18 protein-coding genes, 5 tRNA genes and 1 other RNA gene are annotated in these 19,578 nt (G+C 58.4%); 18 read left to right on the top strand and 6 right to left on the bottom strand.

Features of this window, described 5'->3' with window-relative positions; genetic code table 11:
- The first annotated feature begins 8 nt into the window (after positions 1-8).
- Both gnd and LKE28_03360 read left to right on the top strand, forming a co-directional pair.
- Positions 9-1,454, top strand: a complete 1,446-nt coding sequence (gene gnd / locus LKE28_03365; GenBank protein MCH3907292.1) for a decarboxylating NADP(+)-dependent phosphogluconate dehydrogenase — start codon at positions 9-11, stop codon at positions 1,452-1,454.
- Positions 1,455-1,467: 13 nt separating this feature from the next.
- Positions 1,468-2,565, top strand: coding sequence for a sugar kinase (locus LKE28_03360; GenBank protein MCH3907291.1), 1,098 nt, complete (start codon positions 1,468-1,470; stop codon positions 2,563-2,565).
- 30 nt (positions 2,566-2,595) lie between these two features.
- Here LKE28_03360 and dgoD read toward each other — a convergent pair whose 3' ends face one another.
- Both dgoD and LKE28_03350 read right to left on the bottom strand, forming a co-directional pair.
- Positions 2,596-3,744 carry a galactonate dehydratase gene (gene dgoD / locus LKE28_03355; protein MCH3907290.1) on the bottom strand — a complete coding sequence of 383 codons (1,149 nt, stop codon included), beginning with the start codon at positions 3,742-3,744 and terminating at the stop codon, positions 2,596-2,598.
- Positions 3,745-3,927: 183 nt separating this feature from the next.
- Complete coding sequence (locus LKE28_03350; protein ID MCH3907289.1) at positions 3,928-4,965, bottom strand: sugar kinase; 1,038 nt, start codon at positions 4,963-4,965, stop codon at positions 3,928-3,930.
- A 116-nt stretch (positions 4,966-5,081) separates the two neighbouring features.
- Here LKE28_03350 and eda point away from each other — a divergent pair, with 116 nt between their 5' ends.
- Positions 5,082-6,044 carry a bifunctional 4-hydroxy-2-oxoglutarate aldolase/2-dehydro-3-deoxy-phosphogluconate aldolase gene (gene eda, locus LKE28_03345; GenBank protein ID MCH3907288.1) on the top strand — a complete coding sequence of 321 codons (963 nt, stop codon included), beginning with the start codon at positions 5,082-5,084 and terminating at the stop codon, positions 6,042-6,044.
- Positions 6,045-6,105: 61 nt separating this feature from the next.
- Here eda and LKE28_03340 read toward each other — a convergent pair whose 3' ends face one another.
- Complete coding sequence (locus LKE28_03340) at positions 6,106-7,461, bottom strand: glycosyl hydrolase family 28 protein (GenBank protein MCH3907287.1); 1,356 nt, start codon at positions 7,459-7,461, stop codon at positions 6,106-6,108.
- 46 nt (positions 7,462-7,507) lie between these two features.
- Here LKE28_03340 and LKE28_03335 point away from each other — a divergent pair, with 46 nt between their 5' ends.
- Positions 7,508-8,380, top strand: a complete 873-nt coding sequence (locus LKE28_03335) for a sugar phosphate isomerase/epimerase (GenBank protein ID MCH3907286.1) — start codon at positions 7,508-7,510, stop codon at positions 8,378-8,380.
- Positions 8,381-8,431: 51 nt separating this feature from the next.
- Here LKE28_03335 and LKE28_03330 read toward each other — a convergent pair whose 3' ends face one another.
- Together LKE28_03330 and deoC are read right to left on the bottom strand one after the other, a co-directional pair.
- Positions 8,432-9,574 (bottom strand): thymidine kinase, encoded by a 1,143-nt coding sequence (locus LKE28_03330; GenBank protein ID MCH3907285.1) that lies wholly within the window; start codon positions 9,572-9,574, stop codon positions 8,432-8,434.
- Positions 9,561-10,220, bottom strand: coding sequence for a deoxyribose-phosphate aldolase (deoC, locus tag LKE28_03325; GenBank protein ID MCH3907284.1), 660 nt, complete (start codon positions 10,218-10,220; stop codon positions 9,561-9,563). Before deoC ends, LKE28_03330 begins: the two co-directional genes overlap by 14 nt.
- Before the next feature lie 122 nt (positions 10,221-10,342).
- Here deoC and LKE28_03320 point away from each other — a divergent pair, with 122 nt between their 5' ends.
- From LKE28_03320 to LKE28_03310, 3 genes are read left to right on the top strand one after another with little or no spacing between them, the layout of a single operon-like run.
- Positions 10,343-11,263: an NUDIX domain-containing protein gene (locus LKE28_03320; protein MCH3907283.1), complete on the top strand. Its 921-nt coding sequence runs from the start codon at positions 10,343-10,345 to the stop codon at positions 11,261-11,263.
- The gene (locus LKE28_03315; protein ID MCH3907282.1) at positions 11,253-12,149 is read left to right on the top strand and encodes an aldo/keto reductase; all 897 of its coding nucleotides are present in this window, start codon (positions 11,253-11,255) and stop codon (positions 12,147-12,149) included. The genes LKE28_03320 and LKE28_03315 overlap by 11 nt, the downstream gene beginning before the upstream one ends.
- The gene (locus LKE28_03310) at positions 12,130-12,732 is read left to right on the top strand and encodes a YigZ family protein (GenBank protein MCH3907281.1); all 603 of its coding nucleotides are present in this window, start codon (positions 12,130-12,132) and stop codon (positions 12,730-12,732) included. The genes LKE28_03315 and LKE28_03310 overlap by 20 nt, the downstream gene beginning before the upstream one ends.
- Here the strand turns inward: LKE28_03310 and LKE28_03305 are convergent.
- Positions 12,716-14,128 (bottom strand): M28 family metallopeptidase, encoded by a 1,413-nt coding sequence (locus tag LKE28_03305; GenBank protein MCH3907280.1) that lies wholly within the window; start codon positions 14,126-14,128, stop codon positions 12,716-12,718. The two genes, LKE28_03310 and LKE28_03305, sit on opposite strands and share 17 nt — an antisense overlap.
- Before the next feature lie 54 nt (positions 14,129-14,182).
- On the opposite strand from LKE28_03305, the gene LKE28_03300 reads away from it, so the two are divergent.
- The 11 genes from LKE28_03300 (at position 14,183) to recR (ending at position 19,562) form a co-directional block, all read left to right on the top strand.
- Positions 14,183-15,298 carry an aldo/keto reductase gene (locus LKE28_03300; GenBank protein ID MCH3907279.1) on the top strand — a complete coding sequence of 372 codons (1,116 nt, stop codon included), beginning with the start codon at positions 14,183-14,185 and terminating at the stop codon, positions 15,296-15,298.
- Complete coding sequence (locus LKE28_03295; protein MCH3907278.1) at positions 15,295-16,194, top strand: DUF1893 domain-containing protein; 900 nt, start codon at positions 15,295-15,297, stop codon at positions 16,192-16,194. The genes LKE28_03300 and LKE28_03295 overlap by 4 nt, the downstream gene beginning before the upstream one ends.
- Positions 16,195-16,282: 88 nt before the next feature.
- Positions 16,283-16,367, top strand: a tRNA-Ser gene (locus LKE28_03290).
- A gap of 30 nt (positions 16,368-16,397) precedes the next feature.
- A tRNA-Ser gene (locus LKE28_03285) sits at positions 16,398-16,484 on the top strand.
- A gap of 27 nt (positions 16,485-16,511) precedes the next feature.
- Positions 16,512-16,585 (top strand) — tRNA-Arg (locus LKE28_03280).
- Between the two features lie 17 nt (positions 16,586-16,602).
- Positions 16,603-16,690 (top strand) — tRNA-Ser (locus tag LKE28_03275).
- Positions 16,691-16,737: 47 nt separating this feature from the next.
- Positions 16,738-16,824 (top strand) — tRNA-Ser (locus LKE28_03270).
- Positions 16,825-16,839: 15 nt separating this feature from the next.
- Positions 16,840-16,938: signal recognition particle sRNA small type (gene ffs / locus LKE28_03265), an RNA gene on the top strand.
- A 74-nt stretch (positions 16,939-17,012) separates the two neighbouring features.
- Complete coding sequence (gene dnaX / locus LKE28_03260; protein ID MCH3907277.1) at positions 17,013-18,692, top strand: DNA polymerase III subunit gamma/tau; 1,680 nt, start codon at positions 17,013-17,015, stop codon at positions 18,690-18,692.
- Positions 18,676-18,975, top strand: coding sequence for a YbaB/EbfC family nucleoid-associated protein (locus LKE28_03255; GenBank protein MCH3907276.1), 300 nt, complete (start codon positions 18,676-18,678; stop codon positions 18,973-18,975). The genes dnaX and LKE28_03255 overlap by 17 nt, the downstream gene beginning before the upstream one ends.
- Positions 18,972-19,562: a recombination mediator RecR gene (recR, locus tag LKE28_03250; GenBank protein MCH3907275.1), complete on the top strand. Its 591-nt coding sequence runs from the start codon at positions 18,972-18,974 to the stop codon at positions 19,560-19,562. Before LKE28_03255 ends, recR begins: the two co-directional genes overlap by 4 nt.
- Positions 19,563-19,578 lie beyond the last annotated feature (16 nt).

Raw genomic sequence — 19,578 nt, 5'->3', positions numbered from 1 at the left:
GGGGATACATGAAAGCATCCATCGGATTCATCGGGCTTGCGGTCATGGGCGAGAATCTGGCGCTCAATTTGGCACGAAACGGATATACCGTCGCCGTATACAACAGAACGACATCCCGTGTGGATGAATTTCTCCAGGAGCGAGGGAAAGGAAAATCATTCATTGGAACCCACAGCCTCCAGGAACTGGTCTCTGTTTTGCAATCACCCCGCATCGTCTTTCTCATGGTCAAGGCGGGGGATCCGGTAGATCAGATGATCAACCGACTTCTGCCGATCCTCTCTCCCGGAGACATCATCATCGACGGGGGGAATTCCTATTACAAGGATACGGAACGAAGGGTGAAAACGGTAGAGGCAAAAGGGTTGCAGTACATTGGAACCGGTGTTTCCGGTGGTGAGGAAGGAGCCCTCTGGGGTCCGTCCATCATGCCGGGAGGGAGCATCGGGGCATGGAAGACCGTCAAGCCAATCCTCCAGGCAATCGCCGCCAAAGCATCCGGAAAACCCTGTTGCGACTGGATCGGGCCAGGCGGAGCCGGACATTATGTAAAAATGGTCCATAATGGCATTGAATACGGTGATATGGAGTTGATCAGTGAGATCTATGCCATCATGAAACGCTATCTTCAAATGGATTACCATGACATGGAGTCTTGCTTCCGCATCTGGAACAACGGCAACCTGAACTCATACTTGATGGAGATCACCGCAGACATTCTGGGATTCAAGGATGCGGACGGGAGCCCGTTGGTGGAGAAAATCCTCGATACAGCAGGACAAAAAGGAACGGGGAAATGGACCAGTGAGGACGCGCTTGACCGTGGTGTCCCTTTGACGTTGATCACCGAAGCGGTGTTCGCCCGTTCCCTGAGCGACCAGAAAGAGGCCCGTATTCAGGCAAGCCAGGTATATCCCCAGGACATCTTTTCATTCCAAGGGGACAGACAGGTGTTCCTTGCTGATTTGCATGACGGGTTGTATGCGGCGAAGATCATTTCGTATACCCAAGGATTTGAGTTGCTCAGAAAAGCGGGAACGACAAACGACTGGAATTTGGATTTGGGGAATATCGCACTGTTATGGAGGGGTGGATGCATCATCCGTTCTTCGTTCCTCGACAAGATCAGCGATGCATACCATACGCATCCCGATCTGGAAAACCTCATATTGGCACCGGCATTCCAGGACTCTCTGCACCGAGGAGTACAAGGACTGAGAAAGGTACTTTCCACGACTCTTCTGGCGGGCATCCCCACCCCGGCGCTTTCCGCAGCCCTGTCATGGTTTGATGGATATCGGAGCGCGTGGCTTCCCGCCAATCTCATCCAGGCGCAACGGGATTATTTTGGAGCGCATACCTATGAACGGACCGATACGGAGCGTGGATCGTTTTTCCATACCAACTGGACCGGTCATGGGGGAACCACCGCGTCAACCACATACAACGCATAGGAGGAAACCTGATATGCTTTTGCAGATACCAAAAAAAACGTCTGATGGAATTGATTTCGCCGCGTTAGGGGCTTTGGTGATCCGATTGGATTCCGGCATCACCCCAATCGAATATGCCGATACGGTACAGATGCACGTCTCAGGCGGAGAATACAATGTCGCGGCGAACCTTGCCCGCGCGTTCGGGGAACGGACGGCAATCATTTCGGCGATGGTTGACTATCCCCTTGGATGGAAAATCGAAAGCGAAGTGAGGAAAATGGGGGTCATCCCGTTTTATACCAGGTTCCCTCATGATGGCGTCCGGGGCCCCAACATGGCCCACGTGTACAGCGATCGCGGGCAAGGAGTCCGAGCACCCGTCGTTTTCTACAACCGGAGCAATGAAGCCGCCGCCCTTCTCACCAAGGAAAGTTTCGCATGGGATGAAATCTTCTCTCACAAGATACGATGGTTCCACAGCGGGGGTATTTTCAGTGCGCTCTCCCCTGCAACGCCCGATCTGGTGATCAAAGCGATGCAGGAAGCCCATTCCCATGAAGCGGTGGTTTCCTTTGATCTCAACTACCGCAAGAAACTCTGGGCTTCCATCGCGCAATCCGGAGAAGACGCCCAACGGACAGCCCAGCAATGTCTATCCCGAATCGTCGAGAATGTGGACGTACTTCTTGGCAATGAAGAAGATCTGCAGCTCGGTCTGGGACTGGAAGGTCCCAAAATGGAGAAATCGGGGAACTCCGACCCCTCCGTCTTTTTTGCCATGATGGATACCGTCTCGAAACGCTTCCCCAACATCAAGGCGGTGGCAACCACCCTCAGGGAGGTGCATTCCACCAACTCCCATGACTGGAGCGCCGTATTGTATATGGATGGGAAGGGATACCAGGCCCCCACCTGCCACCTTGACGTGTATGATCGTGTCGGTGGTGGTGATGGCTTTGCCGCCGGGTTGATCTACGGCCTGTTGGAAGGAAAGGATCCCGAAGAGGCATTACGGCTTGGGTGGGCCCATGGTGCGTTGCTCACCACCTACCCCGGTGACACCACCATGGCGACCCGGGCGCAGGTGGAAGCCCTGGCCCATGGGGCCAACGCACGAATCCAACGATGACGCAGAGACGGCGCGGAATGGATGAGTACCTCACCATTCCGCGATGGTTCCGTCGTAATTTCTCCAGATTGGATTCTTCCAGGAGTGGCCTTTGGCGGCTGCGGCCAGGACTTTCTCCTTGTTCACTTCAATTCCCAATCCGGGAGCGGTCGGGATCTGGATATACCCGTCTTTGAAACGGAACACCTCAGGATCCTTCAGATAATCGAGCAGATCTGTTCCTTTGTTGTAATGGATGCCGAGACTTTGCTCCTGGATCGCGACATTCGGGGTACACGCATCCAGTTGCACACACGCGGCAAGCGCGATCGGACCAAGGGGGCAATGGGGAGCCACGGATATGTCGTAGGCCTCCGCCATTGCCGCGATCTTCTTCACTTCCGAGATCCCTCCCGCATGGGAAAGATCCGGTTGGATGATATCGACGTACCCCGCCTCAAACAATGGTTTGAAATCCCATCGGCTGAACATCCGCTCGCCGGTTGCGATCGGCGTCGAGGTATGATGCGCGATCTCACGAAGCGCTTCATTGTTCTGGGGAAGCACCGGTTCTTCAATGAACATCAGATGGTAGGGTTCCAACGCATGGGCCAATACCTTCGCCATCGACTTGTGCACCCTTCCATGGAAATCCACCGCGATGTCCATCTTCGATCCCATTGCATCCCTGATTGTCTGGACGCGCTGGCATACCGCGTCGATCTTTGTGTACTGGTCGATGTAATGCATCTCTTCGGTAGCATTCATCTTCACCGCGGTGCACCCGCTCTCCCACAGCCGTTTCACCCCTTCCTCAAGGTCTCCCGGGCGGTCTCCGCCAACCCAGCTGTACACCCGCAAACGGTCCCTGCACAACCCGCCGAGCAGTTCATACACCGGAACGCCAAGAGCTTTCCCCTTGATGTCCCACAACGCCTGGTCGATGCCCGCAATCGCGCTCATCACTTCCGGCCCCCCACGATAGAAGCCGGTACGGTACATCATTTGCCACAGATCTTCGATCCGTCGGGGATCTTTTCCCACAAGCAACGTGCCGAAATCCTCCACCGCGGCTTTTACCACCGAGGCCCTTCCTTCCACAACCGGCTCACCCCACCCGGTGATCCCTTCATCCGTTTCCATTTCCAAAAAGAGCCATCGTGGAGGGACGGTATACAGATTCAGCTTGGTAATTTGCATGTTGCACGCTCCCGCTTTCAGCAATCAGGCACACAGAAGGCGCCGTATGATTGGTATTGGTTTCAGAGTACCATACGGAAAGGGGCTGTCAAGGAAAGCTTTGGAAAGGGTTGACGATCCTTTCCCATAAAACGACAAAAGGCCTTCCGCAGGGGAAGGCCATTGTGGGAAACGGAAGAATGATCAGCGCTGCACTCTGCCCGATCCATCGCCCTTGGCCAGCGCTTCGATCTCGCTCTTGGTGGCCAGGTTGAGGTCTCCGTCGATGCTGTGCTTCAGGCAGGAAGCGGCGACGGCGAAGTTCAGGGCATACTGCTCGTCCTGGGGATACTCGGAAAGTCCGTAGATGATCCCGGCGGCAAAAGAGTCCCCGCCTCCGACACGGTCGATGATGTCCTCGATCTCATAGTGGCGGGAGACGTAGTACCCCGTCTTGCCGGACAATGCGGCGCTCCATCCGTTGTGGTCGGCGCTGTGGCTCTCGCGGAGCGTCACCGCAACCACGTTGACGTTGGGGAACTGCTTCTTCACTTCCGCCGTCAACGCCTCATACGCCTTGGGGTCAAGCTTTCCGCTGGTCACATCCACCTTGGCCTGGATGTCCAGACACTTCTGGATATCCTCTTCGTTGGCGATGACCACATCGGCGTACTTGGTGAGCTCCCGCATCACTTCCGGAGCCTTCTTGCCGTAGTTCCACAACTTCTTGCGGTAGTTCAGGTCAATGGACACCGTGGCGCCGTGCTTCTTGGCAGCCTGCATGGCGGCCAACGCGGCGTCGGCCGCTTCCTGGCTGACCGCCGGCGTGATGCCGGTCACATGGAACCAGGCGGCATCGGCCATGATGGCATCAAACGGATAGTCGGAAGCCTTGCTGGTGGCGAAAGCGCTACCGGCACGATCGTACACCACGGAACTGGCACGCTGGTTGGCGCCGGTCTCCAAGTAATAGATGCCAAGCCGGGAACCTTTGATCCGGTTGATGCTGTCCACATCCACACCGTATTTGCGCACCTCGCGGATGCATGCCTCTCCGATGGCGTTGTCAGGCACGGAGGTGACGAACCGGGCCTTTTTCCCCAAAATGGCAAGGGAGACGGCAACGTTGGCTTCTCCGCCGCCAAAGGTGGCCTCAAGGCTGGGGGACTGGAAGAAACGCTCATGACGAGGCGACTTCAGACGCAACATGATTTCACCGAAGGTGACAAATTCTTTTCCCATGGAATTCCTCCAATTTGTTTTGTATGAAACGCTTGCAATTCCCCATCATAGGGTGTATCCTTTGGGATGTCAATATTTGAAACAATGTTTCATTAATATGCAATAAGGAGCGCACCATGTTTGAAGATTTCTACAAACGTGTCCATGACATCGGTATCATCCCCGTCGTCAAACTGGACGACGCGTCGAAAGCCACCAAGCTGGCCAAAGCGTTGATCGACGGCGGCATCCCCGCCGCGGAGGTCACCTTCCGCACTAGCGCGGCGGAAGCGGCCATCAAGGCAATGCACCAGGCATACCCCGACATGCTGCTTGGGGCGGGAACCGTCCTTTCCATCGAGAACGCCGAGAAAGCGGTGAAGGCGGGAGCGTCGTTCATCGTCGCGCCGGGCTTCGATGAAGAGCTGGTTTCCTGGTGTCTGGAACACCACATCCCGGTCTGCCCGGGCGTCAGCACGCCGAGCGAGATCACCAAAGGGGTGAAGATGGGTCTTTCCGTCCTGAAGTTCTTCCCCGCCGAAGCAAATGGCGGCGTTGACATGCTGAAGAACCTGGCCGGTCCGTTCCCCTCGCTGAAATTCATGCCCACCGGAGGCATCAACCTGGAGAATATCGCATCCTACGCCAAAGCGCCCAACGTGCTTTCCGTCGGAGGATCCTGGATGGTCAAGTCTGATCTGATCAACGGCGACAAGTGGGATGAGATCACCACGATCTGCAAGGAAGCGGAACTGGCGCTGCAGGGACTGCACTTCACCCACATCGGGTTGAACAACCCGGATGCCGCGGCCATGGAGAAATCCATCACGGCGTTCGAGCACCTCGGCATGGTCTGCACCAAGCGGGGAGCGGGCTCCTCGTTCATGGACACCACCATCGAAGTGATGAACAAACCGTTCTACGGCACCCATGGCCACATTGCCTACAGCTGCTTTGACGTGGACCGTACCATCGGATACCTGAAGCAGTTCGGCTTCACCCCGATCTCCGAGTCAATCGTCTCCGACGCCAAAGGGACCAAGGTGGTCTACTTCAAGGAAGAGGTCAACGGGTTCGCCATCCATCTGGTTCGAGCGTAACCAACCATTCCTTCTTTTCGTGTTGAGCGTGCCGGGCAACTGTCCGGCACGTTTTGTTTTCTTACGTTGTTTTGAGTTCCGTCACCCCGGTTTCCTTCTCCACCGGGCAACCGCTGACAGCAGAGAGCCGGACACTGACGTTCCGTAGCCGTATTCCTCGTGACGGATTGTCCGGAAGCCCCTGGTACATCTCGCTCTGCGCCACCGGCTCCAAGCCATCATCCGCCAACGCGAACGAGCACTCCTCCAGCACCAGACGTTCCACCGGTCGCTCTGGAAGTCCGACGATGAACGCCGCCATCGAGCGGATGCCATCGGATTGGAGCCGTTTGATGGTCACATCGTGGATGTGCGGGGTAGTCACCCCCACCGGCTGGGCATCCAAGGAAAACAGCGAATGATCGGTGGCGCCGCACATGTAGTACATGTTGATGGTCAGCGGGCAGAGCGCCCCATGGACGGTGATGTCAGTGAAGGAAAGATCGGAGATGTCTCCGGCACGCCCCCTGCGGGTTTTGACGCGCACCCCCCGGTCCGTGCCATCGAAGCGGCAGTTGGCGAACGAGATATGATGGATGCCTCCGCCGGTCTCACTGCCGATCACGGCACCTCCATGGGCGAAACGCACCACGCAATCCCTGACATCCACATCCGTCGTCGGTATGCCGACGGCCAAGGCATCCTCGCCGATGCCGCTCTTCACGGCAATGCCGTCATCCCCCACCGTCACCGTGCAACCGGTGACCGTCACCTGCTGGCAGGAGTCGATGTCGATGCCATCGGTGTTCGGGGCGTCATTGGGATTCTCGATGGTCAGATCCCGGATGGTGATCTTCTGGGAAAAGACGGGATGGAGCGTCCAGAACGGACTGTTGCGCAGTGTGATCCCCTGGATAGTCACATTTTGGCTGTGGTGGATCTGCAGAAGCGGGGGTCGGAGGAACTGGCTTGACCGACCGCCGCCACCCCCCGGCTGGGTGAGAAACCCAGGGTTCAACGCGGCGAATTTCCGCTCCAAATCCGTCACTGGTCCCTGCTGGTGTTTCTTCTCCCCCGCCTGGGTCCACCACCATGCGCCGTTGCCATCCAACGTCCCCTCCCCTTTGATCACCACATCTTTGCTTTCGGTGATCCACAAGCAGGGATGCATCGCCCAACAACGGACCCCTTCCCACCGGGTCTTGACCGGCTCATACCGGGTGGGGTCATCGAGAAAGCGGAGGGAGCTGTGCGCTTCAAGCACGATGGTGATCCGGTCGGTATCCACGGTAAGCGGCCCGGTAAGGTAGACCCCGGCGGGAATGGACAACGTATCTCCGGAAGACAGCGCCGAAAGCGCGGCGGACAGGGCCGCTGAATCATCATGCGCCCCGTCTCCGAAGGCTTGGAAATCCCGTTTCACATCATACGTTCGCATCACATGCTCCTTGAGAAACCTGGTACATCGCGCTACACTGCAGGCCATGATGCACATCGGATTCCGCGCCCACGATCTGGGCAAATTCACTACCGTACAAGAACTGGCCCAAAGAGCCGCTTCTTTCCAACATCCCGTCACCATCCAGCTGGCGATGAAAAAAGTCATCGCCACGGCAAAGGACCCGTCGGCGTACACCCCGGAGTATGTCCAGGCCATCCACGACGACCTGGCCAAGGAAGGGGTTTCCATCGCCGTCATCGGCTCGTACATCAACCCCGTCCATCCCGATGCCGAGGTCCGCAAGCGGATGCTGGCTGACTTCGCCACCAACCTCCGCTTCACCAAGGAGTTCGGCTGCCGCCTGGTCGCCACGGAAACCGGATCCGTCCATCCTGACTGTTCGTACAGCCCGGACACCTATGAACCCGAAATCCTGGACCGGTTCCACGCCAGCCTGGAGTTCCTGCTGGAACAAGCGGAGCGGTATGACGCCATCGTCGGCATCGAGCCGGTCAACCACGCCCACACCATCTGCTCCATCCAGCGGATGGTCGACCTGCTGGACCGCTACCCGACTCCGCACCTTGGCGTGGTGTTCGACCCGGTCAATCTGGTCGGATACACCGGAATTCCCGAATCGGACGGCTCGTTCCATCGTCATCCGTCCCGGGAAGCGCAACAGCGGTATTTCGCCGAAGCGCTGGATGCCTTCGGGCCCAGGATCAAAGCGATCCACGTGAAAGACTTCATCCTCTCCGAACAAGGAACGAAGATCGGGGACCTGACGGCGGGAACCGGCGTCATGGACTGGCACCTGTTCAATGCGGAACTGGAAAAACGACACATCGACGTTCCCTGCCTGTTGGAAAACCTCAATCCGGACACACTGACAAAAACCCTTGCCTCACTTTCCTAATAGTGAGGGGTTCCATCGTTCTTTTGTAGTGGAGTTTTTGACTTTTTCCGTCTACAGCAGCATCATCTGCTCAAACGAGACCGGTCTGCGGTTGTCCGAGAGGGTCTTGGAAAGATAGGTGGTGTCCAGGGAAAGGTCGGTGACGATGCGCCGCATCAGATCTTCGGCGATGAGGTTCTGCTCGCAAAACAGGTAGGCCAGCGCCTTCTCGGCGATGTGCTGGGGCCGCACCGCATCCAGATACACCTGGCCGTCCGGAAGCTTCCCGTACTGTTTTTCCAAAGAAGCGTACAGGATGGAACGCGTTTTGTCCCCCTGCAGGGCGGCAAGTTCCTTCTCCAGCGGCTTCAGATTTCCTTTGGAAGCGTCCAAGCCCAGCGGCTTCAGCGTAAGGAAGGTATATTCCTTGCCAGGAAGATAGTGATGCTTGTCACAGCGGGCGGCGTAGTTCGGCTCGGTGGCGCTCTGTTTCTCCACATCCCCGCCGACAACGATCAAGGGATCGAAATACAGGGCGGGGCATTCCCTGCCGTCCACCGTGTAGTAGCGGTAGGTGTAGAAGCCATCCCGCATGCAATCGGGATGCTCGCAATAGGCGGAAAGCGGAATGACATCCGTGGCGATGTCCAGCATCAGACGGGCGGTGGCGTTGAAGATGTCCCTGCGGAAGTTGAGGATCAACGTGGGGAAGATGAACATCGCTCCGGTGGACAGGCTGGCGCCCCGCACCACGTAGGCGATCCGCTCATCAAAGAACGACGCTTCGTCGATGATGTACGTCCCCACCTCCGGGTGGGAAGCGATGACCCGCTCCAGATCGAACGAATCGTGGATGTGCGCCATATGGTCTCCGCAGCGGACATACCCGCCGCGGTACGCCAGCGCGTCCGCCGGATAATCAGGGAACCGCGCGGAATCAAGATCACTCCTGAGATAAAAGATATTGCGCCGGTCAAGCGAACCGGTGGAGGTCAACACCTTGACCGCCCCGCTTTTACGGCGTGCCACCTCGGCGTCCCGCCACAGACGGGCGGCGTACTCAGATTTTCCGCTGCCCATCGGGCCGATGACCAGCACCCGCCGCCCGGGCGTGGTGAAATCAAAATGGGAGAACGTCTCATGGACGTCCACCGTCGGAAACCCAAGGCTTTTGAGGAAATCGGCCCCTTGGGGACGTTCCTCAATGCGCGGCATGCTGCTCCTTGACGATCTCCACCCCGGAGGAGGCGCCGATCCGGTTGGCTCCCGCCTCAATCATCGCCATCGCCTCGGCGTAGGTGTGGATGCCTCCGGCGGCCTTGACGCCGCATTCCGGTCCAACGGTCTTTCGCATCAGCTTGACGTCGGCGACCGTCGCCCCGCCCTTTGAAAAGCCGGTGGAGGTCTTCACAAAATCAGCGCCGGCGCTCTTGGCAAGCCGGCACGCTCTGACTTTCTCTTCTTCGGTAAGCAGGCAGGCCTCGATGATCACCTTCAGCGTCCGCCCCCGGCAGGCCATCTTCACCGCGGCCACCTCGTCCTGGACCAAGCCATCGTCATGGCCTTTCAGCCAGCCGATGTTCATCACCATGTCAATTTCATCCGCGCCATCCGTAATCGCCTGTTTGGCTTCAAATACTTTGGCTTTGGTGGACATGGCGCCCAGCGGGAACCCCACCACACAGCACACCTTCACTCCACTGCCGGAAAGCAGCCGCGCACACAACGGCACCCAGCAACCGTTCACACAGACGGAAGCGAACCGATAGGTGATCGCCTCCAGACACACGCGTTCGACACGTTCCTGTGTGGCGTCCTCGCTGAGGATCGTATGATCAATGTAGCTTGCGATGGATTCCATCCTGCGTTTCCCCCTTTGCTGTTCTTCCTTCAGCTTACCCCAAATCAAGGAGTCAAGCAATGAATTTCTTGCCGTCCGCCAAGTGCTTGACGGGACGGGGAATGGCACACTAGGCTACGGGTATGATCCTTGAATCCATCGAATCAAACTACACATGGGGCTTGATCCTCATCCTGTTCCTCAACCTCAGCCAGCGGAAGATCCCCAATTCCAACAAGAAACGCATCGCCACCATCTGGATTTGTTCCCTGATGCTGTTGATGGAAATCGGTATGGTGACCATCATCTCCCGGGAATGGAACCACTCCATCGCCTGGGGCGTTCTTGGCCTGTGCGTCCTGATCGCCGTCATCTTCCGACGCCGTGTCTGGCCGTTCCGCCTGCACTGCGTCCAATGCCACGCCAAGCTGGACTGGAACCACATCATCGGCCATGACGACAACCTCTGCCAGGACTGCTGGGACAAGGCGCACCCGGAAGAAGCGGCGAAGCGCAAGGAAAAGGAAGCGGCGGAAAAAGGGATCACCCCCAAAACCACCGTCATCCCCGACACGGTGGACGAGATGGACTGGGACAGCTGGGAACCGACGGACAAATGCGTCATCACCTACCTGTTCGACCAGGACAACGTCCTGATGATCGAAAAAAAACAGGGCCTTGGCACCGGGTTGATCAACGCGCCGGGCGGGCACATCGAGGAAGCGGAGACGGCGGTGGAAGCGGCCATCCGTGAGACAAAGGAAGAAACAGGCCTGGAGATCGGTGATCTTTCCCTCCGGGGAGAGCTCCGGTTCCAATTCAAGGACGGCATGGCCGAACGCGCCTACGTGTTCTTCGCCAACTCCTACCAGGGAACGTTGAAGGAATGCGACGAGACCCGTCCGTTCTGGATCAAGAAAGAAGCGTTCCCGTTTGACCGGATGTGGGAGGACGACCGGTTGTGGCTGCCAGCCGCATTGGAAGGCAAGCACTTCCTCGGCTCGTTCATCTTCGACGGACAGACCATGCTGGACCATCGCCTGGTCATCACCGATGGCGACTGAGCTTGCGCTGGGGACATGGGAGTTCGGAGGCGGCTTCGGATTTTGGGAAGACCAAGATCGCGCCGCTTCCATCAAGACGGTGCATGACGCCGTGCGCAGCGGCATCCGCGCCTTCGACGCGGCTCCTTCCTATGGAGCCGGACGCAGCGAACAGCTTCTCGGACAACAACTGAAACGATTCCCCCTCAAACGGGAGGAACTGTGGATCGCGTCCAAAACAACCAACGGCCGGCATCTGGAAGCGACCTTGTCACGACTGTGCACCACCTATCTGGATCTCTGGTACCTCCACTATCCCATCCAAGGACAACGGGAGATCCTGGAGACGATGGCACAACAGAGCAACGTACGGGCCATCGGGGTATCCAACATGCCTCTTTCCCAACTGGAAGAACTCTCCGACCTTCCCATCCGCTGGGTGCAGGTTCCCTGCAACCTGCTGTGGAACCGGGACATCCCCCAGCTGAAAGCGTACTGTGCCGCCCATGGCATGCTGCTTTCCGGATACAGTCCGCTGGCGCTGGGGACTCTCAGCGGAAATCATGACCAGATGCCGAGGGACGGCAGGGATCGCCTGTACTGCTATCAGCACCCTGACGCGTTCCACGCGTTGACCGACACGCTCCGCACCATCGCCCAGGAAAAGGGGGTCTCCCCTTCCCAGGTGGCCATCGCGTGGAGCCTTGCCCAAGGATTCGACCAACTGGTCCTGGGGGCCCGCACCAAAGCCCAGCTGGATGCCGACCTCGCCGCATCCATCCTCTCCCTGCTTCCTTCCGAGATGGCCCGGCTGGACGAAGCGTCCCGGGCGATCTGCTCGTGCATTCCTTCCGACCAGGAAAACTTCTTCAACCACAGGTGGCGCCATGCGGATCCTGACCAATGAACCTTCCACATCCATCGAAGTGAAACGTTCCCGGTTCATCGCCATCGCGCGGCGCTGTCCGTCCTTGGAAGAGGCCAAGCGATTGGTCGCCGAAACCAAGACCCAGTATGCCGACGCCACCCACGTAGTCCATGCCGCGGTGATCGGCAAAGCGGGGACGCTGTTCTCCTCCAGCGACGACCGGGAACCGAAAAACACCGCAGGACGCCCGGTGCTGGAAGTGGTCAAAGGCTCGGGGATCACCGATATCTGCGTGCTGGTCGTCCGGTATTTCGGAGGAACCCTCCTGGGAACCGGAGGTTTGGTCCAGGCGTACGGAGACGCGGCCAAGGCGGTGCTCGCCCTGTGCCAGACGGAGGAGCTGGTGGAGAAAGCCTCCTTCCGCATCGTCCTTTCCTACGGCCAGTATGACCTTGCCCAAAAGCTGCTCCAGGAATACGGCGGTACCGTCACCGACACGGCATTCACCACCGATGTGACCATCACCGGCACCATTGCCCGCACGCAGGCCGCATTGCTTCAGGAACGCATCACGGACACCACCGGGGGACAAGCGACGGTGGAGATCACACCGAACGCTTGAAGCGGAGCGTCGGCGTCGTCTGGGGCTCTGGCTCCGGTTTTTTCTTCTCCTCCCCTTCAGAGAACAGCCGGTCCTCATCCACCAGTTCGACCAGCTTGATGCCCAGCGAAACCGCTTCCTCCACCGCCTTCTCCTCGATGTGGTCCACCGTATCCTCACTGGTATGGTACACCTCGGCGTGGGAACGATCCCCCCAGCCTACGGCGACCAGCGTACAAGCCTGGATGCCGGCCCGGGCGCCTTCAGCGGCATCGGTACCTCCGGCAAGGAACGGAATGGAACCGCTTTTGGCAGGATATCCCATCTCTTTGGCCAACCCCACCATCCGGCGGGCCAGCTTCGAGGACAACGGCTGCAGTCCGTTGATGTCCTTCTCCAGGAACATCAGGCGGTCAGCATAGTACAGGCAGTCGAAGTTCAGCATCACCACGTCCCCTTCCAGGAGATCCTTGTGATGGAAAAACCAGGCGCGGCTGCCCAACAGGCCATCCTCCTCGCCATCGAACGAGGCGAAGACCACCCGGGTCGCGGAAAGTGGTTGTCCACACCGTTTCTTCCAGTCAACATAGCGGGCCAGCTCCACGGTAAGCGCACTGGAGACCAGGTTGTCCCCCGCTCCCGGGGAGAACTCACCGGTGAAGAATTTCCGCAGGCGAAAGACCAACGGAAGACCGGCGGTGAGCAGGGCAAGGAGAATGATCAACCCGGCGGGAGGAAGATTCAGTGAGAGAATCCGGCCGGAAAACAGTTCGGTGAGCGTCTGAACCACCGCCTGGATGGCAAGAAGCAGGCAGAGTCCGACGGGGAGCAGCACGCTCTTGGCGTACTGCCACTTGTCGTCCTTGGAGAAACGGGTCAGCGGCGCGCTGTCATGATGTCCGGAAAAGATGATGGTATGCCTGACCGGTCCGGATGGGTTGATGGACGCCCATACGTTGCGCCCTTTCTTGGGTTTGACCCACCGCTCCAGTACGGGACGATAGCGGAACGATTGGGAAAACGACAAAAGCACGAAGGCGACGGAAAGCAACGTCGCCGTCAGGGGAAGGCCGACCCAGAGCAGGACCAGCAGTACCGGATACAGGTAGGGAAGCACCCGAAGAGGCAGATGCATCGCCTCTGGCTTCAGCTCTTCGTCTTCGCCGTGGACTTCGTCGCAGAACGGCTGGTACTCCTTCTCCAACGCCTCCGCCGTGTCCTGGCATGCCTGGCCGCACGAAGGCCGGGGGCCGAAGGTTTCGACCAGGTGTCCGGCAAGCTGGATGGCAAGCCGTGCGAGCTTGCCTGACTTGAGCGTCTCCACGTCTTTGATCTTCCGGACGGTCTCATCGCTGTCCGGGACAAGATCAGGCTTCTGTTTTCGCTTTTTCATCGGATGGAACAAATCAAACGCCATGCCTCTACCGTACCGTTCTTTTCCGAAAAAGTGAACCGTGGTACACTGGTGTCCATGGCACGAACGAACCTTGGATTTGGATTGATGCGTCTTCCCTGTACGGATTCCTCGGATCCCACCAGCATTGACCTGGAACTGTTCTCCCGAATGGCCGACCGGTTCCTCCAGCAGGGGTACACTTATTTTGACACGGCCTATCCCTATCACAACGGGAAAAGCGAGGAAGCGTTCCGGGAAGCGGTGGTGAAGCGCCATCCCCGGGATCGGTTCACCATCACGGACAAGATGCCCGTCTGGCTGGTGAAATCCCCGGAAGACTACGCCAGGCTGTTCCATGAACAGTTGCAGCGGTGCGGCGTCTCGTTCTTCGATTACTACTGGCTCCACGCGTTGAACGCGTCCCGGTACGAGGAAGCCAAACGCCTGGGAGGATTTGATTTCCTCCGCTCCCTCCGCACCGAGGGAAAGGCAAGACACATCGGATTCTCGTTCCACGACAAAGCGGATGTGTTGGAACGGATCCTCACCGAACAACCGGATGTGGAATACGTGCAGCTGCAGATCAACTACATGGATTGGGAGGATGCCACCGTCCAGGCAGAGGCGTGCTACGAGACGGCGCGTTCCCATGGCAAGCAGGTGATCATCATGGAGCCGATCAAGGGCGGATGCCTGGCCACCATTCCCCAAAAGGCCGAGGCGATCCTCCGCGCCGTCCATCCCCAGTGGTCCAACGTCCAGTGGGCGTTGGCGTTCGTCGCCTCGCTTTCCGGCGTCCACGCCATTCTCTCCGGCATGAGCGATCTGGAGCAGGTAGAAGAGAACACCTCCCTCTGTTCCGACCTTCCCCTTCTGGGAGCGGAAGAACAACAGGCACTCCAAAAAGCCCGGGAAATCATCAAGGATTCCATCGCCATCACCTGCACCGCCTGCGGGTACTGCAAGGCGGGTTGTCCGAAGAAGATTGACATTCCTTTGGTATTCAACCTGTACAACAACCTGGCCCAGTACGGAATGAGCCCGGGCTTGATGCGAAGGTTCCGGAACAACGTCAAAGAGGAAGAACGTCCGTCGGCATGCATCAGATGCCGTCAGTGCGAACGGGCCTGTCCCCAGCACCTTCCCATCACCACGGCGCTGGCCGACGCGGCCAAGGCGTTCGAAGGATGAACACCCCATCCTTCCGCGATCCCAATCCCTCGGGAATAACGCTTTCCGCATGGCAGGAAGGTGGCATGGTCTGGAGCAGCCAGGGACATTGGCTGCTTCCCCTCTTTGAACTGGAGCGTTTCATTTCCCGCCACCAGCTCGATCCCCAGACCTTGTCCATCCACGACACCATCCAGGGCAAGGCGGCCGCCGCGCTCTGCCTGTATCTCGGTCTGGGGGAGATCGCCGTGGATCTGATCAGCGACGGGGCGCTCCGGCTGTACCAGGTGCATGGGAAAACGGTGACCTACCAGAGGCGTACCGAACGGATCCAATGTGCCACCGAGGGGATGATCACCGATGCGATGGACGTCAAGGACGCCTATCTGCTGCTTCGCCGCAAGGCAGGCCTGAACCATGGACAGCCTCTTTCCCTTGGTCCGCTCCAGGTACCGGATATTCCCCATCCGGTTTCGTTCCACCTGATGGCTGGGGAGCAGGCCTTGTTCCGGTATTCCACCGAGCAGGCCAGGGAATCCCTTCGCACGCAGTTCCTGCAACATGGCGTGCCAGTAACGGAACACATGCTCCCCAAAGGTTTCACCGTGTCCCAGGCGGTCTCACCGCTCAAGGAAGCGGCAGAACTGGCTCTCCGGCGACTGGGATGTTATGCTTTGGCTTCCAAGGCCACGGAGACGCTCACCCCCGGGGAAGAGGCGTTTGTTTTGCTTGCCAAGGCCATCGCGGCCAATCCTCCCAGCCTGGTGCTGGATGATCCCTTGAAGGGCCTTTCCCCGGACGAACAGCGGCGGTATCTCACCTCTCTTTCCTCCTGGGCGAACACGGAAGCGCCGACGCTTTTGCTGCTTGCTTCCCAACCGGTCGCAGGTTGGCAGAGCTGTGGTGTGAGTGGTTGACAAAAGGGGGGTAGGTTACTATATTGGAAACCCGACTGGTGGTAATCGGCCTGAAAGATATCTGTGTTCTTTTGCAATTTCCAATTTTGGAGAGATGTCCGAGTGGTCGAAGGAAGCAGTTTTGAAAACTGTCGAGGCGCAAGTCTCCGGGGGTTCGAATCCCTCTCTCTCCGGTAATTGCCGCTGGTCGAATAGTATTCCTTGGAGAGGTGCGAGAGCGGTCGAATCGGGCTCCCTGCTAAGGAGTTGACCTGGTAACGGGTCCGGGGGTTCGAATCCCCCCTTCTCCGTCTTTGTGTTTTTGGTTTTTTTACAATGAGGTTGTAGCTCAGCTGGATAGAGCATCAGTTTGCGGAACTGGTTGTCGAAGGTTCGAATCCTTTCAGCCTCAATGAAGCGTGTCACCTTGGAGAGATGTCCGAGTGGTCGAAGGAGATGGACTCGAAATCCATTGTATCGTTTTTCGGTACCGGGGGTTCGAATCCCCCTCTCTCCGATTTCTCGGTTTCCCGTTTGATGGTGACGCTTGTAGTGTATCGACCTGGAGAGGTGTCCGAGTGGTCGAAGGTGTACCCTTGGAAGGGGTATGAGTCAGCAATGGCTCCGGGAGTTCGAATCTCCCCCTCTCCGTTTTAATCTCCCAGCCAGCAGATTCTGTGCTATGCACCGCCACCCAACCCCGCCAGGACCGGAAGGTAGCAACGGTAAGTGGATGATGCATGAGATACGGGTGATTTGTTGGCTGGGTCTTTTTGTATCCCGCAAAGCCTACCAGAGATCCTCCGGTTCGTGGTATACTCCGATGGGAGGAGCACCCGATGGCATATGAAGTAACCGCGACACGAAAACGTCCCCAGGGTTTTGACAGTCTGGTCGGGCAGGAGTTTGTCGTATCCACCATCACCAACGCCATCGAACAAGGGCGCATCGCCCATGCGTATCTGTTTTCCGGCCCCCGCGGCGTGGGCAAAACCACCTCGGCGAGGATCCTTGCCAAAGCGCTGAACTGCGACCACGGCCCGACGGCCCACCCCTGCGGCGTCTGCACCCATTGCAAGGAGATCGCAGCGGGCAACAGCGTGGACGTCATTGAGATCGACGGCGCGTCCAACACCAGCGTCAACGACATCCGGCAGATCAAGGACGAGGTGATGTTCCCGCCGCAGTCCAGCCGGTACAAGATCTACATCATCGACGAGGTCCACATGCTCTCCATCAGCGCGTTCAACGCGCTTCTGAAGACCATCGAGGAACCGCCACCGTACATCGTGTTCATCTTCGCCACCACCGAACCACAGAAGGTTCCGGCGACGATCCGCAGCCGCTGCCAGCAGTTCCACTTCCAGTTGATCGACCTGGAGACGATCAAGCGGTGCCTGAAGAGCGCCGCGGACGATCTGTCCATCCAGGCGGATGATGACGCGCTCTTCTGGATCGCAAAAGAGTCCACCGGCTCGATGCGGGACGCCTACACGTTGTTCGACCAGGTCGCCTCGTTCTCCGGAACCCACATCACCATGGAGGGCATCCGGGACAAACTGGGGCTGGTCGGCACCAGCCAGATCAACGCCATCGTCTCTTCCCTTCTGGAAAACGACCGCAAAGGGGCCATTCTCAGCGTCCAGGACCTCCTGAAGAGCGGTGTTTCCGTCGAACAATGCCTGAAGGATTTCACCGAGTATTACCGGACGCTGCTGTTGCTGAAACAGGGGATCACCGACGAGGACATCCTGGGTATGCAGGCCGACGCCATCCCGGCGAAGATGCAAAACGCCTACACCACCGAACAGCTCCAGGGCGCGGTGGAGTTGCTGCTTTCCACCTACCGGGACATCCGCTACTCCCTCAACCCCCGTTTTGAACTGGAGATCGTCCTTTCCAAGCTGGCGTCCCTGCCGTACCTGGTCTCATCGACGGTGCTGGTCCAGCGGCTCACCCAACTGCAGAACGACCTGACCAGCGGAAAAATGACGCCGATGCCAAGCGTACCCGCTCCGGATGACGCCGCTGCCGTTCCTCCCCAGACAAAGATCCAAAGCGCGCCGCCCGCAGCACAGCCCCAGCCGGAGCCTGTGCAAGCACCTGCCCCGCAACCTGTGGCGCCCCCGGCGCCGGTGCAACCTGCTCCCATGGAGCCCCACCAACCAACCGTGGCTGACATCCCCGCGCTGGAGAAACAGCTGGAGACCGACCCCATCGCGTCGACGTTGGCGCGGGAGATCAAAGAGATATCTGATGCGGATGGGCTGACCTTGCAGTTCGCCGACGCGTTCACCGTCGACCAGGCACAGGCCAACCGGAAGGCGCTGGCGGAAGCCATCAAGGCGGTCACCGGCTACGCCGGCCCGATCCATTTCGCCATCAAACAGAAGGAAGAGGCGAAGAAACCCCAGATGACGGCCGACGGGGACCCCGTCATCTCCCACATCGTGGACCTGTTCCGCGGAGATGTGGTGACCAAACGTTCCTACGAGGAAAACCATGACGAATCCATTTGATTTGCTGAACAACATGGGAGCGTGGCAGAGCAAGATGCAACAGCTCCAGGATACGGTGAAGAACACCACCGCCACCGGCACGGCCGGAGCGGGCATGGTGCAGGTGACGGTCAACGGACTGGGCAACGTGTATGAAGTGAAGATCGACCCGTCCCTGATGACGGCGGACAACACCCATACGCTGGAAGTGCTGTTCGCAGCGGCGAGCAACGACGCCATCACCAAAGTGCAGGATCTTCTCAAGGCGAAAGGATCCAGCATGTTCATGGGAATGGACCAATGACCGATCTGGAGAACCTGGCCAAACAGCTCTCCCGGCTTCCTGGCATCGGGCCGAAAAGCGCCCAGCGGATCGCCTACTTTCTGATCAAAAGCGACAAGGAGTTCAACCGTATCCTCGCCGATGAGATCGCCACCATCCAGGAGAAGGTGTTCCCCTGCTCCATCTGTGGCGCCTATACGGAAACCGACCCCTGCCCGATCTGCAGCGATCCCAACCGGGACCGCACCCAGCTGTGCATCGTCGAGCAACCGCAGGATGTGGTGACCATCCAGAACAGCGGAGCGTACAACGGCCTGTACTTCGTGCTGGGAGGAGCCATCAGCCCATTGGATGGCATCGGACCGGAGAAACTGAACTTCCCCAAGCTGGTCAAACGGATCGATGAAGGCATCATCCGGGAGGTGATCATCGCCACCAACCCCACCGAGGAAGGTGACACCACCGCCCTGTACATCCGGCAGGTGCTGAAGGACAAGCCGAACCTTTCCGTCTCCCGGCTTGCCAGCGGCATCCCCATCGGAGGGGACCTGGAGTACGCCGACCGGATCACCCTTGCCAGGTCACTCAGGGGAAGGATCAAGTTCTAAGACAATAAAAAAAGCG

Origin of the sequence: Sphaerochaeta sp. (assembly GCA_022482495.1) — a bacterium.
In the GTDB taxonomy this organism is placed as follows: domain Bacteria; phylum Spirochaetota; class Spirochaetia; order Sphaerochaetales; family Sphaerochaetaceae; genus RUG023.
This window is presented reverse-complemented; position numbering and strand designations above follow the sequence as displayed.

What these genes read in the sequence shown, in the direction of transcription:
- LKE28_03305 (MCH3907280.1), bottom strand. Translation starts at nt 14,128, where the DNA reads ATGGCGTTTGATTTGTTCCATCCGATGAAAAAGCGAAAACAGAAGCCT.
- eda (MCH3907288.1), top strand. Translation starts at nt 5,082, where the DNA reads ATGTTTGAAGATTTCTACAAACGTGTCCATGACATCGGTATCATCCCC.
- dgoD (MCH3907290.1), bottom strand. Translation starts at nt 3,744, where the DNA reads ATGCAAATTACCAAGCTGAATCTGTATACCGTCCCTCCACGATGGCTC.
- LKE28_03335 (MCH3907286.1), top strand. Translation starts at nt 7,508, where the DNA reads ATGATGCACATCGGATTCCGCGCCCACGATCTGGGCAAATTCACTACC.
- dnaX (MCH3907277.1), top strand. Translation starts at nt 17,013, where the DNA reads ATGGCATATGAAGTAACCGCGACACGAAAACGTCCCCAGGGTTTTGAC.
- LKE28_03350 (MCH3907289.1), bottom strand. Translation starts at nt 4,965, where the DNA reads ATGGGAAAAGAATTTGTCACCTTCGGTGAAATCATGTTGCGTCTGAAG.
- LKE28_03320 (MCH3907283.1), top strand. Translation starts at nt 10,343, where the DNA reads ATGATCCTTGAATCCATCGAATCAAACTACACATGGGGCTTGATCCTC.
- LKE28_03340 (MCH3907287.1), bottom strand. Translation starts at nt 7,461, where the DNA reads ATGCGAACGTATGATGTGAAACGGGATTTCCAAGCCTTCGGAGACGGG.
- deoC (MCH3907284.1), bottom strand. Translation starts at nt 10,220, where the DNA reads ATGGAATCCATCGCAAGCTACATTGATCATACGATCCTCAGCGAGGAC.
- LKE28_03255 (MCH3907276.1), top strand. Translation starts at nt 18,676, where the DNA reads ATGACGAATCCATTTGATTTGCTGAACAACATGGGAGCGTGGCAGAGC.
- recR (MCH3907275.1), top strand. Translation starts at nt 18,972, where the DNA reads ATGACCGATCTGGAGAACCTGGCCAAACAGCTCTCCCGGCTTCCTGGC.
- LKE28_03310 (MCH3907281.1), top strand. Translation starts at nt 12,130, where the DNA reads ATGCGGATCCTGACCAATGAACCTTCCACATCCATCGAAGTGAAACGT.
- LKE28_03360 (MCH3907291.1), top strand. Translation starts at nt 1,468, where the DNA reads ATGCTTTTGCAGATACCAAAAAAAACGTCTGATGGAATTGATTTCGCC.
- LKE28_03300 (MCH3907279.1), top strand. Translation starts at nt 14,183, where the DNA reads ATGGCACGAACGAACCTTGGATTTGGATTGATGCGTCTTCCCTGTACG.
- LKE28_03315 (MCH3907282.1), top strand. Translation starts at nt 11,253, where the DNA reads ATGGCGACTGAGCTTGCGCTGGGGACATGGGAGTTCGGAGGCGGCTTC.
- LKE28_03330 (MCH3907285.1), bottom strand. Translation starts at nt 9,574, where the DNA reads ATGCCGCGCATTGAGGAACGTCCCCAAGGGGCCGATTTCCTCAAAAGC.
- LKE28_03295 (MCH3907278.1), top strand. Translation starts at nt 15,295, where the DNA reads ATGAACACCCCATCCTTCCGCGATCCCAATCCCTCGGGAATAACGCTT.
- gnd (MCH3907292.1), top strand. Translation starts at nt 9, where the DNA reads ATGAAAGCATCCATCGGATTCATCGGGCTTGCGGTCATGGGCGAGAAT.